A 13,974-nucleotide genomic window follows, 5' to 3' on the forward strand; every position below is an offset into this window, starting at 1 on the left:
TGCGCTCGTTCCACGCCTGCCGGATCGCCTGCGCGAACGCCTCGGCCGGCTGCGCGCCGGAGATCCCGTACTTGCGGTCCAGCACGAAGAACGGCACCCCGTTGACGCCCAGCGCGCGGGCCTCGGCAATGTCCGCGCGGACCTCCGCGGCAAAGCGGTCGCCCGCCAGCGTCTCGCGGATCTCGGCCTCGTCAATGCCCAGTGCGACGCCGGTGCTCACCAGATACTCCGTGTCGCCAATGTCCTGGCCCTGTTCGAAATGGCCGGAGAGCAGGGCTTCCTTGGCCTGGTCCATCAGGCCGTGTTCCTTGGCCAGATGCAGGAAGCGGTGCGCGGTGAAGCTGTTGGCCACCACCACCTTGTCGAAGTCGTAGTCCAGCCCCTCGCCAGCGGCCTGCGCGGTCACGTGGCCGAACATCTGCTTCACCTGGTCCTGCGGCATGCCCTTGATCCGGGACAGGTACTCGGTTTCGGTGCCCTCGTAGTGGTCGGGCAGCGTGGGGTCCAGCTGGTAGCTGCGCCACTCGACGTCGATCTGGTCCTTGTGCTCGAAGCCCGCCAAGGCCGTCTCAAAGCGGCGCTTGCCGATGAAGCACCAGGGGCACGCGATGTCTGACCAGATCTCAATCTTCATGTTCGTTATCAACAGCAACCGTCAGGAGGCTATTCCCCACAGCCGAGGGCAGGCAGCCTACTTCCGCTGCGGCCCGGGCCGCCTGGCCGCTAATGTGTTTTCACCAACTCAAGTGCCAGAGAGGGCGATATGGACACTGAGGGCAACACAGGGCATGTGGTGCTGCTCGGCGATTCGGTCTTCGACAACGCTGCCTACGTTGCCGGAGGACCCGACGTCGTCACACAGCTGCGTCGGCTGCTTCCTGCCGACTGGCAGGCCACGCTCCTGGCCGTCGACGGTGCAGTCATCTCCGACGTCGCCGGACAGCTCCGATCCCTACCGGCGGACGCCACGCATTTGATCGTCAGCGTCGGCGGCAACGACGCCCTGGGTTTTGCCTACCTGCTCGATGAGCCGGTCGGATCGGCGGCACAGGCCTTCAACCGGTTCGCCGATGCCCAAGACAATTTCGCGGCCGGCTACGCCAGGATGCTGGAAGCGCTGGCAGCGACGGGATTGCCTGCAGCCGCCTGCACCATCTATGACACCCCGCCGTCAGCCCCCAACCAGCGCGTCATCAAGTCGGCAGCCGCGCTCTTCAACGACCGCATCACCCGCGAAGTCTTCGCCTGGGGACTGTCGCTGCTGGACCTCCGGCTGGTGTGTTCCGAAGATGCGGACTATGCCAACCCGATTGAGCCCTCCGTGCAAGGCGGTCTCAAGATCGCGCAGGCCATCCGAGCCTTCGCGTTCCCCGACTCCGCTGCAATTCGGTCCACGGTCATCGGTGCCGGACGGTTGTCGGCGCCTTCGAAGCTACCGGCCCGACGGCGCTTGCGCAGGTTCCGTTGACGCGGCCACGCCGGTCTCGTCCGCCAGCTCCGCGCGACGTCGTCCGGCGCCCTTGACGCCGAATCGGTAGGCCAGGAACAGCAGCCCAATCCACGCGCAGCCCACCACCAGCGCCACCCGGGTGTCCGGCATGATGCCGAGCAGCACCACGATGAACGCCATGAACGCCAGCGCCAGATAGGACGCGACCGGCCAGAACGGCACCGGGAATTCCGACGCCGGAAGGCCCTTCCGCGCGATCTCCCGCTTCATCGCGATATGCGAGAGCAGGATCATCAGCCAGACCCAGACGGTGGCGAAGGTCGCGATCGAGGCGACAATCAGGAACAGCGACTCGGGCAAAAGCGCGTTAAGCACGACGCCGGCCAGCAGCACCGCGGCCATCGTCGCCACGGTCATCCACGGCACCCCGTGACGGGAAATCTTCGCAAACGCCTTCGGCGCGTGGCCCTGCTCGGCCAGCCCGTACATCATCCGCCCGGCCCCGAAGGTGTCCGAGTTGATCGCGGAAATGGCGGCGGTGATCACCACGGCGTTGAGGATGTGCGCGGCCGCCGGGATGCCCAGCATGTCGAAAATCTGCACGAACGGGCTGGTGGACCCGTCGATCCGGTCCCACGGCGAGATCATCATCAACACGGCCAGCGTGCAGACGTAGAACAGCAGGATCCGCAGCGGCACGGTGTTGATCGCGCCCGGGATCGCCTTCTTCGGATTCTCCGCCTCGCCGGCCGTGATGCCGATGGTCTCAATCCCGCCGAAGGCAAACATCACGATGGAGAAGGAGGCCAACAAGCCCCAGAACCCGTTGGCGAAGAAGCCGCCGGACCCCAGCATGGTTTCTAGCCCCGGGTTGGCGCCGTCCGGCAGGCCGAAGCCGAAGAGGATGATCGCCGCCCCGCCCAGGATCATGGCGATGATCGCCACCACCTTGACCAGCGACAGCCAGAATTCGGTCTCGCCGAAGACCTTGACCTTGACCAGATTGATCGCGGCAATGAAGAAGACGACGGCGAGGATCCAGATCCAGCGCGGCACGTCGGGGAACCAGAAGCCCATGTAGATGCCGAACGCGGTCACGTCGGCGATCGCCACGATGGCCATCTCGAACGCGAACGTCCAGCCGGTGATGAAGCCGGCGAACGGCCCCAGATAGCGGCTGGCGTACTGGCCGAACGAGCCGGAAACCGGGTGCCGCACCGCCATCTCGCCCAGCGCCCGCATCACCAGGAACACGGCCGCGCCGCCGATCGCGTAGGCCAGCAGCACCGCCGGACCGGCAGCCTGGATGGCCGCGGCCGAACCGTAGAACAACCCGGTGCCGATGGCGGAGCCAAGGGCCATGAAGCGGATGTGGCGGACAGTCAGGCCCCGCGCGAGCGCGGAAGCAAATTGCGGCATGGAAAAACAACCTAGCTGAAGGGGAAGAGGCCGGCGCTGAAAATGCGGCCAATCAATTCTACGCCCGGCCCGCCCACGTCGGATCACGACGGCGGTGCCCGGCTCCTTTCCCAAACCACCACCTCCGGACCCTCCACGGGCGCAAGATCGCAGCGTGCAGTGGTTGCCGCCCTAGATTGCCGGACGCTCTCTTTCCTTCAGGGCTGCGGGCAGGTTGTGATCCGCGCCCCAGCTGGCGAGCAGCCGCAGCCGTTCAGCGGACGGGCTGCCGGGTTCTGCCGTGTAGACCATCAGGACCAGGCCCGGCTCCGCGGTGATGGTGAGTTCTTCGTAGGCGAGGGTGAGCTCGCCGACCACCGGATGGTTGAAGCGCTTGGTGCCAGTACCGTGGGTGCGCACGTCGTGGGAGCCCCAGAGCCGGCGGAAGGTATCACTTTGGGTGGAGAGTTCGCCGACCAGGTTCTGGAGCGCCCGGTCGTGCGGATCGCGGCCCGCTTCCGTGCGCATGATGCCGACGCACATCCCGGCGAACAGTTCCCAGTCGGGGTAGAAGGACCTGGCGGCCGGGTCGAGGAACTGGAACCGCGCGAGGTTGGGGGTGCGCCCGCCGTCGCCAATCAGCGGGGAATAGAACGCGCGGCCCAGCGCATTGGTCGCGAGCAGGTTCTGGTAGGGGTCGCGGACGAAGGCAACGCCGTCGGTAATCGCCTCGAGCGCCCACTGCAGGCTCGGCCGGGCCGCCTGTTGCGCCGTCGCCCGCCGCCGTGGGCGTCCGGAAGCCGGGATGCCGTCGGCGGTCCGTGCAAGGTCGAAGAGGTGGGCACGTTCCGTGTCGTCGAGCTGGAGTGCCCTGGCCACCGCCTCAAGGACGGACGCCGAGGCCCCGGCGATCGCGCCGCGCTCGAGCTTGGAGTAGTACTCCACGCTGACGCCGGCGAGGACCGCCACCTCGGTGCGCCGCAGCCCGGGAACGCGTCGCTTCACTCCGCCGGGCAGGCCGGCCTGTTCCGGCGTGATCTTCGCCCGGCGGGACATCAAGAAATCCCGCACCTCCGCCCGATTGTCCATGCTCTCAGGGTAGGCGACCGCGCTGCCGCGAAGGGTGCCCTGTCAGTACACCTTTCGACAGGGACTCCCGCGGGCGCCTAGGGCGCGATTCACTGGTCAGGTACCAACGAAAGGAGCACTCCCCATGCGTGGAGTTGTGATGTATGCCCCGGGCGATGTCCGGGTCGAAGACCGTGAGAAGCCCGCCATCCTCGAGCCAACCGACGCGATCATCCGGGCGGCTGCAGTCTGTGTCTGCGGTTCGGATCTGTGGCCGTACCGCGGCGTCGAGAAGCTCGCCGGTCCCACGCCGATGGGGCACGAGTACGTCGGTGTGGTTGACGAAGTGGGTGCGGATGTTCGCACCGTGAACGTCGGCGACTTCGTCGTCGGCTCCTTCGTCGCGTCCGACAACACCTGCGAGATCTGCCAAGCCGGCTACCAGTCCCGCTGCGTGCACAGCGTGATGATGGGCTCCGTCGGCACCCAGGCCGAATTCATCCGGATTCCCCTGGCCGACGGCACGCTGGTCCGGACGCCCGGAATGCCGGATGCCGATCTCATTCCCGCGTTGCTGGCGGCCTCCGACGTGCTGGGCACCGGATGGTTCGCAGCCGTGGCCGCCGAGGCCGGACCAGGGAAGACCGTGGCCGTCGTCGGAGATGGGGCCGTCGGACTGTCGGCGATCCTGGCCGCCAAGCAGCTGGGCGCCGAGCGCATCATCGCCATGTCCCGCCACGCCGACCGGCAGGCCCTTGCCCGTGAATTCGGTGCCACCGACATCGTCGAAGAGCGCGGCGACGCCGGCATAGCGAAGATCAAGGAGCTCACCAATGGACTCGGCGCCCACTCCGTCGTCGAGGCCGTCGGCACGCAGGAGTCGATGGAGCAGGCGATCGGTGCCACCCGGCCCGGCGGGCACATCGGCTACGTGGGGGTCACCCATGACGTGAAGCTGGACGGCCTCGGCCTGTTCTTCTCCGGAGTGCACCTGCACGGCGGACCCGCCCCGGTGCGCCGCTTCCTGCCTAAACTCATCGAACTCATCTGGCAGCGCAAGATTGACCCCGGCAAGGTCTTCGACCTGACCCTCCCGCTCGAAGACGCCGCAAAGGCATATCGTGCGATGGACGAACGGAGTGCCACCAAGGTGCTGCTCACCGTTTAGCTCGTAGCGCAGCCGTCAGTCCGGACCACCCAGGCCTCGGCCGGGATGGTCCTTGAAGACAACGAAAGGAATCGATCATGAGCACGCAAATGCAGCCCAAGACGCCGACCGTCAAAGGTCCGGCCGACTGGTTCGCCGGCGACGTCTACTTCAACTCGTACTATGCCGGCGAAGCGCCCTCCCGGACCCGGCTCAACCTGGTCCGGTTCACTCCCGGTGCGCACACCGCGTGGCATAAGCACGCCGTCGGACAGACCCTGCACGTGACCGAAGGCGTCGGCTACGTGCAGTCCCGCGGCGAAGCGGTCATCGAAATCCGACCCGGCGACACCGTCTACACCCCGGCGGGAGAATGGCACTGGCACGGCGCCACCGCCGACAACTTCATGTGCCATCTCGCCCTCTGGGAAGCTCCGGAGCCCGGCAGCGACGAACCGGAAACCACCTGGGGCGACAAGCTCACCGACGACGAGTACCCAGCCACGTAGCAGGGACCATGACCCCCAAAGCATCAGGGCTGTGAACGGCAGGTCAGCACCTCGCGACCTGAAGCCGACGGCGCCACCCATGTGCCGCCGTCGGGCGTTTTCTGCAAAAACCCCTTGACCGCCTCCCCAGCGCGGACTAATCTACAACCAAATGGTTGTAGATCAAGTCAGTGACACCGAGTTGGACCGTCTGTTCCAGGCGCTCGCCGATGCTACCCGCCGCGACATCGTGGCCAGGGTGCTCACCGGAGAGTTCTCGGTGTCGGGGCTGGCAGCGGGCTACGCCATGAGTTTCGCCGCGGTGCAGAAACATGTGGCGGTTTTGGAGCGGGCTTCTCTGGTGGTTAAGGAGAAGCGCGGTAGGGAGCAGATGGTGCGGCCTCATCTTGATGGAGTGCGGAGAGCGCGTCGACTGCTCGATCAATACGAGATGCTCTGGCAGCACCGGATTGAACGGATCCAGGACATTCTCGACGACGAATAGAGAAGGGCACCATCATGCCGGTTATCGATGTCATTAAGGACGAGGACGCGTTGAAGTTCACCGTCGTCGCCGAGTTCGACGCCCCCGTGGAGCGGGTGTGGCAGATCTGGGAAGATCCGCGCCAGCTCGAACGCTGGTGGGGCCCGCCCACCTGGCCCGCTACCTTCGACAAGCACGAGTTCACGCCGGGCGGTAAGGCCAGCTACTACATGACCGGGCCGGACGGCGAGAAGGCAGCCGGCTGGTGGAAGTTCACCGCCATCGAGGCGCCGAACAGGCTTTCTTTCGAGGACGGATTTGCCGACGACGACGGCGAGCCCGTGGCCGACATGGGCACCACCTACGCAACGGTCACGCTGGAAGACGTTGACGGCCGCACCCGAATGACCACCGAGTCGAGGTTTGAATCCGCCGACCAGTTGCAGAAGATGCTCGAGATGGGCATGGTCGAAGGCATGCAGGAAGCCATGGGGCAGATTGACGCCATCCTCGCGGAAACCGCAGCGGTCTGATCAAGCATCAGCGAATCGGGCAGTGAGGCGTCCCGGACCAGCGCCCCACTCCCGCCGGACCAGGTGGGTTGACCCGTCCGGGTGCTCGGTCAAGTACCCGCGACCGGCGGCCTTTCTGGTTGCATACTGGATTGCATGAGCGATACCACGCGGACCTTCGCAGCGATTGTCATCATCTACAATCCCAACAGCACCGGTAACGCACCGAAGCTTGCTGAGCAGCTCCGCGATGAGCTGCGGGGCTCGCTTTCCTATCAACCGGACATCGAACTGCAACCGACCGACCATGCCGGCCACGCGGTCATGCTGGCGCGTGACGCGGCAGCCAATCTGCACGACGTTCTCATAGTGTCGGTCAGCGGCGACGGCGGATACAACGAAGTGGTCAACGGTGTCATGCAAAGCGGCAACCCTAACGCGGTGTGTGCCGTCATGGCGGCAGGAAACGCGAACGACCACCGGCGGACCACGGGCACGATGCCGCTGGCCGAAGCCATCGCCTTAGGGCGGACGAGGCTTATCGACTTGATGCGCATCCACACAGGCCAGGGACCGGACGCCCCGGGAGAATATGCGCACTCCTATGTCGGATTCGGCCTGACGCCAGTGATGGCAATCGACCTGGAAAAGGGGAGCAAGGGTGCGATCAAGGAAATGTTCTCCGTGGTGCGGACGTTCTCAAAGTTTCAGCCCTTCGAGATACGTCAAAGCGACGGAAAGCGCCGCAAGTTCGACAGCATCGTCTTCGCCAACATAGCCGAGATGGCGAAGTACGCCACGCTCAGCGAGGCCGATGACAAGCTTTCGGATGGAAAATTCGAAGTGGTCATCTTCCCCCACATGCCCAAGTGGCGGGTACTGCTGAAAGCCCTGCGGGCCACCACCCAGGGGCTGGGCGAGCAGCCAAGCGTGAGCAGCTACGAGTTCACCACGCTTAAGCCCCTGCCGTACCAGGTCGACGGCGAGGTGAAATCTGTTGACGCAGGGACCTTCGTCAAAATCGAGAGCGCCCCGGCCGCCCTGCCGACTCTCGGATGAATCACCGCGGTTAGCAAGGACAGACTTGTTGACCTCGCGCCCGGCCCCATTCCGCGTCAGGCGGCGGGGGCCGGTTGCGTGGTGGTGAACCGCCGGCGGTACTCGGTGGGGGTGATGCCTAGCTGTCGGGCGAAGGCGCGGCGGAGGGTTTCGTCGCTGCCGAAACCGCTGCGTTGTGCCGCCGCCGTGATGCTGGAGCCGTCCAGCAGGAGTTGCTGCGCGCGGTCCAGCCGGACCCGTTCCACCCAGCGGGACGGCGTGGTGTTCAATTCGGTTTGGAACAGGCGGGTCAGGTGCCGCGGACTCACCGCCGCTGCCGCCGCCATCGCCGGAATGCTGTACTCCGCCGTCGGATCGGCCAAGACGGAGGCGGTCAACGCCTCCAGCACGCTGTTGCGGGACGGGAGCGCGGGGAGGGTGGAGAACTGCGACTGCCCGCCGGGGCGCTGCATGAAAACCACCAGTTCGCGGGCGATCCCGCGCGCCGCTGCCGGCCCATGGTCGTCCTCCACCAGGGACAGGGCCAGGTCGATGCCCGCGCTAATACCGGCGGAGGTGATGTACCGGCCGTCATGGACATGGATGACATCCGGCTCCACCTGCACCTTGGGGTAGCGGAGGGCAAGGGTCTCGGCGTGCCGCCAGTGAGTAGTGGCCCTGCGGTGATCAAGCAAACCGAGTTCGGCGAGCACAAATGCTCCCGTGCAGACCGACGCGAGCCGCGCGGCCCGCTCGGCGAGCGAGGCGACCGAGGCGAGCAGTCCGCCGTCGAGCGGGTGCTGCGCCAGCAGGTCGCCGCCCGCGACGACCACCGTATCGAGCGGCCCGGCGTCGGCCGACGCTGTCGTGCCGGACAGGGTCAGTCCGGAGGAGGTGGTGACCGTGCCACCGGACGGGGAGATCAGGACGAGTTCATACGGGTGGCCGGCCAGCATCGCTTGGTGCAGCACCTCACCGGGACCACTGACGTCAAGCATGGTCACGCCGTCGAAAACAATCAGGCCCACCCGATGCGTCATGGCCGAATCTGAGGTTTTCGTGGCTGAAGAGACATGGCACCAGCGTACGCCGAAGGACGAGGATGGAAGAGACAGCACCAAGAGAAAGGTTTTCATCATGGCTGAATCCATCGCCGACGTGCAGATTCCGGACAGCTCCCTCGCGCGGGAGGCCACCGAGCTGGTGCGCGAGGTTGCATCCCCGCTGCTGTACCACCACTCCCGGCGCGTGTTCGTGTTCGGTGCACTGCGCGGTCGCGAACAGGGACTGGAGTTCGATCCCGAGTTGCTCTATGTCGGGGCCATGTTCCACGATCTGGGCCTGACAGAACGGTTCCGCCGCACCGACCAGCGCTTCGAGATCGACGGCGCCGACGAGGCCCGCCGCTTCCTGAACACCCACGGCATCACCGGAGAGGCGGCCGACCGGGTGTGGAACGCCATCGCCCTGCACACCACGCCGGAGATCCCGCTGCACATGGCGCCCGAGGTCGCCTTGGTCACCCGCGGCGTGGAACTGGACGTGCTGGGCATCGGCTACGACGCCGTCACCGACGAACAGCGCGCCGCCGTGGTGGCCGCGCACCCCAGACCCGACTTCAAGAACCAGATCCTCGCCGCCTTCACCGAAGGCATCAAGGACCGTCCGGACACCACGTTCGGCAACGTGAAGGCTGACGTTCTGGCCCACTTCGTGCCGGGCTTCCAGCGCGGCGACTTTGTGGAGGTCATCAAGGACAACGACTGGCCGGAGTAGGCACTGGGGCGGCTGACGGTCGGTCGCGCCAACCGCGGTGCCGGGCACCCGACGGTGCCCGGCAGGCGGCGCCTTGGCCGCCGCCAGCAGGCTACGATTCAGACATGGACGACCGGATCACCCTGCGTTTCCTGGCCTCGCCGACCGATGTCTCGGAGGACGGGACCACGGTGCAGGCCGGCCGCGTGCTGGAGTGGATCGACAAGGCCGGCTATGCCTGCGCCACCGGGTACAGCGGGAGCTACTGCGTCACCGCCTACGTGGGCAACGTGCACTTCACCCGGCCGATCCGCAACGGCGACCTGATCGAAGTCGACGCCCGGATTGTCCATACCGGCCGGTCCAGCATGCAGGTGGTGGTCACGGTCGACGCGGCCGACGTCCGCGAACGCGACTTCCGGCCTGCGATGGACTGCATCCTGGTGTTCGTGGCGATGGGCGAGGACAGCCGTCCGAAAGCGATCCCGCAATGGTCGCCGTCGGACGAGGAATCCGCGCGGCTGGCCGAGGGCGCGGGCGGCCGGGTCGCGGCCCGGGCCGAGATCCGCGACGTCATGAGCGCACAGGCCTACACCGACGAGGGCACCGCGCCGCGGGAACAGTTTCGCTTCCTGGCCGCTCCGTCGGACGTGAACTGGGGCGGGAACGCGCACGGTGGGATCGTGATGCGCTGGATCGACGAGGTGGCCCGGGCCTGCGCCATGTCCTGGTGCGGACGGGATGCGGTGGCCGTCTATTCCGGGGGCATCCACTTCCTGAACCCGATCCATATCGGCGACCTGGTGGAAGCGGAGGCACGGCTCATCCACACTGGCCCGCGCAGCATGCACATTGCGGTGCACGTCCGCGCCCGGGACCCGCGCGGCGGCGAGTGGCGGCCCACCACGCAGTGCATGACCATCTTCGTCAGCAGGAACGACGCCGGCCACGCAGCCCAAGTGCCGCAGCTGGTGCTCCGCACCGAGGAGGACCGGCGGCTCGACGCCCACGCCGTGGATCTAGTGCGACGCCGGGCCGAACTGCCGCCGCTGCAGTTCGCCGTCGAGCGGACGTACTAGGCACTGCCCGGCCCGCACAGCACATGATGGCGGTGGCGGGTCGCGTGCCCTCCGCCGGTTACGGGCTCCAGCGCACGGGGCCGTCCGCGCAGAACACCGTTTCCACGGCGTCGCCGCCCAGGCAAGCCGCGTCGACCAGATCGCGGTTCCCGACCGGTTCGGACAGCTCCACGACCACTGGCACGGTGTTGTTTCCTAGACAGTTGTAGGTATCGCCGGTCAGCGGCTCGACGTCCGTCCGGATGACGATCCGGCCTCTCTCGAATTGAACGTCTGGCTCAAGCACTGTCCCCGTTTCCCCGCCGGAACATTCGAGCCGGGTCACGCCCAGTCGCAGCGACGTTGAGTCCGGTCCCACCTCCGCCGCGTCGAGCAGCTCCCACACGCCGATGGACCCTTCTGAGGCGGCCGGGGCGCCGCAACCGCTGACAACGACGACGGCGGTGCAGCCGAGTGCCGCGGCCGCCAACCGCGCTGGCGTGAACAGGGCCGCAACCCGGTGTGATGTCGGCACCCCGGACCTCCCTGTCACTGCGCTGCGATGCGTGCGCGGCCTCTATCCCGATTGCCGGGGTCACGCCCGCATCCTTCTCCGCACACTATCCCTTCCCCGACGGTGGGTACGCTACAACCATGGCCATCATTTACGACGCGGTGCTGAATCCCTCCAAACAGGATCTCCTGAAGGCGTGGCTGCCAGAGCAGCCTTGGTTCCAGGAACTAGGAGCTGACGCTGCCGAGCTGGAGCACCTTGGTGCCTTCCGCTTCGATGACCCGGCGGGCGAGGTCGGGATGGAAACCCACTTGCTCCGCACCGGCAGCGGGGCCATTGTGCACGTCCCGCTGACCTACCGTGGCGCCCCGTTGCCCGGGGCCGAAGAATTCCTGGCAGGGACTATGGAGCACTCGGTGCTGGGCGACCGCTGGATTTACGACGCCTGCGCGGACCCGGTTTACGCCACCGCCCTGGCCACCGTCATCGTGCAGGGCGGCTCCGGCGCCGAACAGTTCCTGGACGTGGACGGAAAGCTCGAACCGCTGACCGGGGCCCTCCCGGTGCGCGGCAGCGGCGGTCCCGGCGGCATCGTCCCCGAGATCACGACGGCGGTGCCCAGCACCTCCGACAGCGTCACCACCATCGACGCCGGCCCGCTGACCCTCACGGTCTACCGCACGCCGGACCCCAGCGAGCAGCCCGGCACCGCCCTGAAACTGACCTGCTCCCTGCCCGGCCAGCGGCCGCTGATCCTCGCGTCTGCCTGGTAGCGGCAACCGGCCGTCCGGGAGTGCTGGGGCCGGCAGCTTCATCCGCCTACGGCTGCCGGGAAGCGCGCTTCCTGCGCAGGATGAGCGCGGCGGCGACGCCGGCGGCAATGACCACGGCCGAGCCGATGCCCCAGGCGAGGGCCGGGACCGGAGCCGAGCCTTCGCCGTCGTCCGCCACGGCCACGATGGTCCGCGACCCGGCCTGGTTGTCCGCCGGTGCGGCCACCGCGGTTTCAGCGGCTGCGGCCTCCGCTTCGGTGGTGCCGGGGCCGGGCTCCACGTCGCCAGCCAGGTCCAGGGTCAGCGTGTAGGGGATCTCCGTTTCCTTCGCGTCCTCGAAGTACAGCGGGTCCACGGCCACCTGGATGTAGTAGTCACCGGCCAGGTACAGGGTGCGGACGTCGTGGATGCCCTCTGCGGCGTTGCGGTAACGCACCGGCGAGGCGAAGTTCGCCGCGACGGTGGTGCCCGGGTCGGCCATGGACGTCATGCCGTAGGCGCCGGTGGAGGTCCCGTCGGTGATGGTAACGGGCTGGCGCAGCGGATTGGCAACGCCCAGCTGCAGGTAGGACGGGTTGAAGATGTCCTTCTGGTAGTCGCCGAGCTGTGCGACGGCGCGCAGCTGCTGCCCGTAGTCCACCGGCACCTTGTAGAAGTGCACCTCTCCGGGGATGAGGGTGGCCGTGTAGCTGCCAGGGGCCAGTTCCGGCGCGGAGTTGAAGCTGTTGCCTGGGGCGGTCTCCTGCGGCTTGGTCCCCGGCTTCAGCAGATCCAACTTGGTCACCGACTCGTAGGCTTCGGGCAGCCCGGCGGTGTCGGCCTCCGGTTCGGTCAGGAAGAGCAGCTCCATCGGCAGCGGGTCATCCTGCCAGCCCGGACCGCTGCGGGTCACGCTGACCAGCAGGTCGCCGCCGTCGGCCGGCTCCAAGCATTCCTTGTCGCCGCTGCCCATCGCCGGCGTGGACAGCACCGCGGTGACCGGGCCGTCGGAGAGCCGGGCCTCGTCGCGGGCTTCGCGGACCGAGGTCAGGCATTCCTGCCCGTCCGGGCCGAGCACCTCCAGCTCCAGGCTGCTGTAGTTGGACATGCTGCCGGAGCGGATCGGCATCACCATAGAGGCGCTGACGTGCAGGCGCTCGCCGTCGTCCAGATGCACCTTGTAGAACTTGCGCGTGCCGCCGTCGTAAATCTTCTTGCTGCCGGTGGCGAAAGTGTCCAGATACTGGCCGGTGGCAACGTGCACCGCGCTGGCCGCAGTCTTCCCACCGGTCACCGGGATGCCGGCGAAGTCGTAGGGATTCAGGGCGCGGACGGTCTTGACGACCATTTGCTCGCGCAGTGTGTCCGCGTTGTCCGCATCGGCGTACGTGCCGCCGGAAACCTTCGCGATGCACTTCAGTTCCTCGCGCGCCTGCTCGTCCACCTTGAATCCGATGGTGTGCATGGCTAGGTCCACGCCGTCCTTGGCCAGATCCTTCGCCACCTCGCACGGCGGCGGCGGGGAACAGGTGTCGATGCCGTCGGACACCAGCACGATGCTGCGCGGCCCGTCGTCGGGGAGTTCCGCGGCGGCCCGGCGCAGCGCCTCGCCGACCGGGGTGTAGCCGGCAGCCTTGATCGAGTCGATCTGGCCGAGCAGCTTCCCGGGATCTGCAGTGCCCAGCTCGGAGAGCACGGTCACGTCCTTGCAGCCCTCGGCGCGCGCCTCCAGAGAACTGTCCGTGTTGGTGCCGTAGACCATCAGGCCCAGCTGCGACCCCGCCGGCAGGGTTTCCACCAGCTCCGAGGCAGCGGCCTTGGCGGCGTCCATCCGCAGCGTGCCCTTGGCATCCGCGTCGGGGTTCAACATGGAGCCGGAAGCATCCAGGATCAGCATCACCGGTGCGGCCTCTTCGGATCCCGGGGCTGGCGCCTGCGGGACGGGCACCTGCTGCGGCAGGAACATGGCCAGTGCGGCGGTAAGGCCCAGCGCACCCTTTAAGACCCCGATGCTGGCACCCATCTTCGACCCCGATTTCCCATCGTTAAAACGTTATTTCATCTCGACTATATCCAGCTTCTTGCCGCCACTTGGGGCGCCGACGCGCGTCACTTCTGCTGCCCGCGGAGTCCCCGCGCGCTCCCGCCGACCCATGCCCCTGCGGCTCCTCGATTTGACCCACGTGAGCCGCGGCAGATAGGTTTTCGTGGCGTAGGTCACCAGCCGGCCCCTCCGGGGCGAGCGGCGGGGCCTTGCTATCGGTCTGGCCGGACGGGCAATGGAGCCTGCGTCCGACCGGAGACTCCCGC

The 13,974-nt window shown here is 67.0% G+C and carries 15 protein-coding genes; 9 read left to right on the forward strand and 6 right to left on the reverse strand.

Going from position 1 to position 13,974, the window contains the following annotated elements; translation table 11 throughout:
* Positions 1-634, reverse strand: a 634-nt coding sequence (locus AC5RWT_RS19815) for a DsbA family oxidoreductase (protein WP_494081662.1), incomplete at its 3' end; no start/stop codon positions are given.
* Positions 635-763: 129 nt separating this feature from the next.
* On the opposite strand from AC5RWT_RS19815, the gene AC5RWT_RS19820 reads away from it, so the two are divergent.
* Entirely contained in the window at positions 764-1,468 is a 705-nt protein-coding gene (locus tag AC5RWT_RS19820; protein WP_494081663.1) for a GDSL-type esterase/lipase family protein, read from the forward strand.
* On the opposite strand, the gene AC5RWT_RS19825 is transcribed toward AC5RWT_RS19820, so the two are convergent.
* Both AC5RWT_RS19825 and AC5RWT_RS19830 read right to left on the reverse strand, forming a co-directional pair.
* Positions 1,433-2,869: an amino acid permease gene (locus AC5RWT_RS19825; RefSeq protein WP_494081664.1), complete on the reverse strand. Its 1,437-nt coding sequence runs from the start codon at positions 2,867-2,869 to the stop codon at positions 1,433-1,435. The two genes, AC5RWT_RS19820 and AC5RWT_RS19825, sit on opposite strands and share 36 nt — an antisense overlap.
* 171 nt (positions 2,870-3,040) lie before the next feature.
* Complete coding sequence (locus tag AC5RWT_RS19830) at positions 3,041-3,937, reverse strand: helix-turn-helix transcriptional regulator (protein ID WP_494081665.1); 897 nt, start codon at positions 3,935-3,937, stop codon at positions 3,041-3,043.
* A gap of 124 nt (positions 3,938-4,061) precedes the next feature.
* Here AC5RWT_RS19830 and AC5RWT_RS19835 point away from each other — a divergent pair, with 124 nt between their 5' ends.
* The 5 genes from AC5RWT_RS19835 to AC5RWT_RS19855 all read left to right on the forward strand — a co-directional run bounded on the left by AC5RWT_RS19835 (position 4,062) and on the right by AC5RWT_RS19855 (position 7,606).
* Positions 4,062-5,084 (forward strand): zinc-dependent alcohol dehydrogenase family protein, encoded by a 1,023-nt coding sequence (locus AC5RWT_RS19835; protein ID WP_494081666.1) that lies wholly within the window; start codon positions 4,062-4,064, stop codon positions 5,082-5,084.
* A gap of 77 nt (positions 5,085-5,161) precedes the next feature.
* On the forward strand, positions 5,162-5,572 hold the full coding sequence (locus tag AC5RWT_RS19840; RefSeq protein WP_494081667.1) for a (R)-mandelonitrile lyase: 411 nt from the start codon (positions 5,162-5,164) through the stop codon (positions 5,570-5,572).
* Positions 5,573-5,723: 151 nt separating this feature from the next.
* On the forward strand, positions 5,724-6,056 hold the full coding sequence (locus AC5RWT_RS19845; RefSeq protein WP_494081668.1) for an ArsR/SmtB family transcription factor: 333 nt from the start codon (positions 5,724-5,726) through the stop codon (positions 6,054-6,056).
* A gap of 14 nt (positions 6,057-6,070) precedes the next feature.
* On the forward strand, positions 6,071-6,568 hold the full coding sequence (locus AC5RWT_RS19850) for an SRPBCC family protein (protein ID WP_494045345.1): 498 nt from the start codon (positions 6,071-6,073) through the stop codon (positions 6,566-6,568).
* Positions 6,569-6,703: 135 nt separating this feature from the next.
* A complete protein-coding gene (locus AC5RWT_RS19855) occupies positions 6,704-7,606 on the forward strand; it encodes a diacylglycerol/lipid kinase family protein (protein ID WP_494081669.1) in 903 nt (300 codons plus the stop codon).
* Positions 7,607-7,662: 56 nt separating this feature from the next.
* Here AC5RWT_RS19855 and AC5RWT_RS19860 read toward each other — a convergent pair whose 3' ends face one another.
* Complete coding sequence (locus AC5RWT_RS19860; RefSeq protein WP_494081670.1) at positions 7,663-8,724, reverse strand: GlxA family transcriptional regulator; 1,062 nt, start codon at positions 8,722-8,724, stop codon at positions 7,663-7,665.
* Here AC5RWT_RS19860 and AC5RWT_RS19865 point away from each other — a divergent pair.
* Both AC5RWT_RS19865 and AC5RWT_RS19870 read left to right on the forward strand, forming a co-directional pair.
* Complete coding sequence (locus tag AC5RWT_RS19865; protein WP_494045342.1) at positions 8,723-9,361, forward strand: HD domain-containing protein; 639 nt, start codon at positions 8,723-8,725, stop codon at positions 9,359-9,361. The two genes, AC5RWT_RS19860 and AC5RWT_RS19865, sit on opposite strands and share 2 nt — an antisense overlap.
* A 104-nt stretch (positions 9,362-9,465) precedes the next feature.
* The gene (locus AC5RWT_RS19870; RefSeq protein WP_494045341.1) at positions 9,466-10,419 is read left to right on the forward strand and encodes an acyl-CoA thioesterase; all 954 of its coding nucleotides are present in this window, start codon (positions 9,466-9,468) and stop codon (positions 10,417-10,419) included.
* A 58-nt stretch (positions 10,420-10,477) separates the two neighbouring features.
* Here AC5RWT_RS19870 and AC5RWT_RS19875 read toward each other — a convergent pair whose 3' ends face one another.
* On the reverse strand, positions 10,478-10,933 hold the full coding sequence (locus tag AC5RWT_RS19875; protein WP_494045340.1) for a hypothetical protein: 456 nt from the start codon (positions 10,931-10,933) through the stop codon (positions 10,478-10,480).
* 119 nt (positions 10,934-11,052) lie between these two features.
* Between AC5RWT_RS19875 and AC5RWT_RS19880 the strand changes: the two genes are divergently transcribed.
* A complete protein-coding gene (locus AC5RWT_RS19880; protein ID WP_494081671.1) occupies positions 11,053-11,685 on the forward strand; it encodes a CG0192-related protein in 633 nt (210 codons plus the stop codon).
* Between the two features lie 46 nt (positions 11,686-11,731).
* On the opposite strand, the gene AC5RWT_RS19885 is transcribed toward AC5RWT_RS19880, so the two are convergent.
* The gene (locus AC5RWT_RS19885) at positions 11,732-13,687 is read right to left on the reverse strand and encodes a vWA domain-containing protein (RefSeq protein WP_494081672.1); all 1,956 of its coding nucleotides are present in this window, start codon (positions 13,685-13,687) and stop codon (positions 11,732-11,734) included.
* Positions 13,688-13,974 lie beyond the last annotated feature (287 nt).

The organism is Arthrobacter sp. Dra40 (genome assembly GCF_059091905.1).

Coding starts and splice junctions, on each gene's coding strand:
- AC5RWT_RS19820 (WP_494081663.1), top strand. CDS start 764: ATGGACACTGAGGGCAACACAGGGCATGTGGTGCTGCTCGGCGATTCG.
- AC5RWT_RS19825 (WP_494081664.1), bottom strand. CDS start 2,869: ATGCCGCAATTTGCTTCCGCGCTCGCGCGGGGCCTGACTGTCCGCCAC.
- AC5RWT_RS19830 (WP_494081665.1), bottom strand. CDS start 3,937: ATGGACAATCGGGCGGAGGTGCGGGATTTCTTGATGTCCCGCCGGGCG.
- AC5RWT_RS19835 (WP_494081666.1), top strand. CDS start 4,062: ATGCGTGGAGTTGTGATGTATGCCCCGGGCGATGTCCGGGTCGAAGAC.
- AC5RWT_RS19840 (WP_494081667.1), top strand. CDS start 5,162: ATGAGCACGCAAATGCAGCCCAAGACGCCGACCGTCAAAGGTCCGGCC.
- AC5RWT_RS19845 (WP_494081668.1), top strand. CDS start 5,724: ATGGTTGTAGATCAAGTCAGTGACACCGAGTTGGACCGTCTGTTCCAG.
- AC5RWT_RS19850 (WP_494045345.1), top strand. CDS start 6,071: ATGCCGGTTATCGATGTCATTAAGGACGAGGACGCGTTGAAGTTCACC.
- AC5RWT_RS19855 (WP_494081669.1), top strand. CDS start 6,704: ATGAGCGATACCACGCGGACCTTCGCAGCGATTGTCATCATCTACAAT.
- AC5RWT_RS19865 (WP_494045342.1), top strand. CDS start 8,723: ATGGCTGAATCCATCGCCGACGTGCAGATTCCGGACAGCTCCCTCGCG.
- AC5RWT_RS19860 (WP_494081670.1), bottom strand. CDS start 8,724: ATGATGAAAACCTTTCTCTTGGTGCTGTCTCTTCCATCCTCGTCCTTC.
- AC5RWT_RS19870 (WP_494045341.1), top strand. CDS start 9,466: ATGGACGACCGGATCACCCTGCGTTTCCTGGCCTCGCCGACCGATGTC.
- AC5RWT_RS19880 (WP_494081671.1), top strand. CDS start 11,053: ATGGCCATCATTTACGACGCGGTGCTGAATCCCTCCAAACAGGATCTC.
- AC5RWT_RS19885 (WP_494081672.1), bottom strand. CDS start 13,687: ATGGGTGCCAGCATCGGGGTCTTAAAGGGTGCGCTGGGCCTTACCGCC.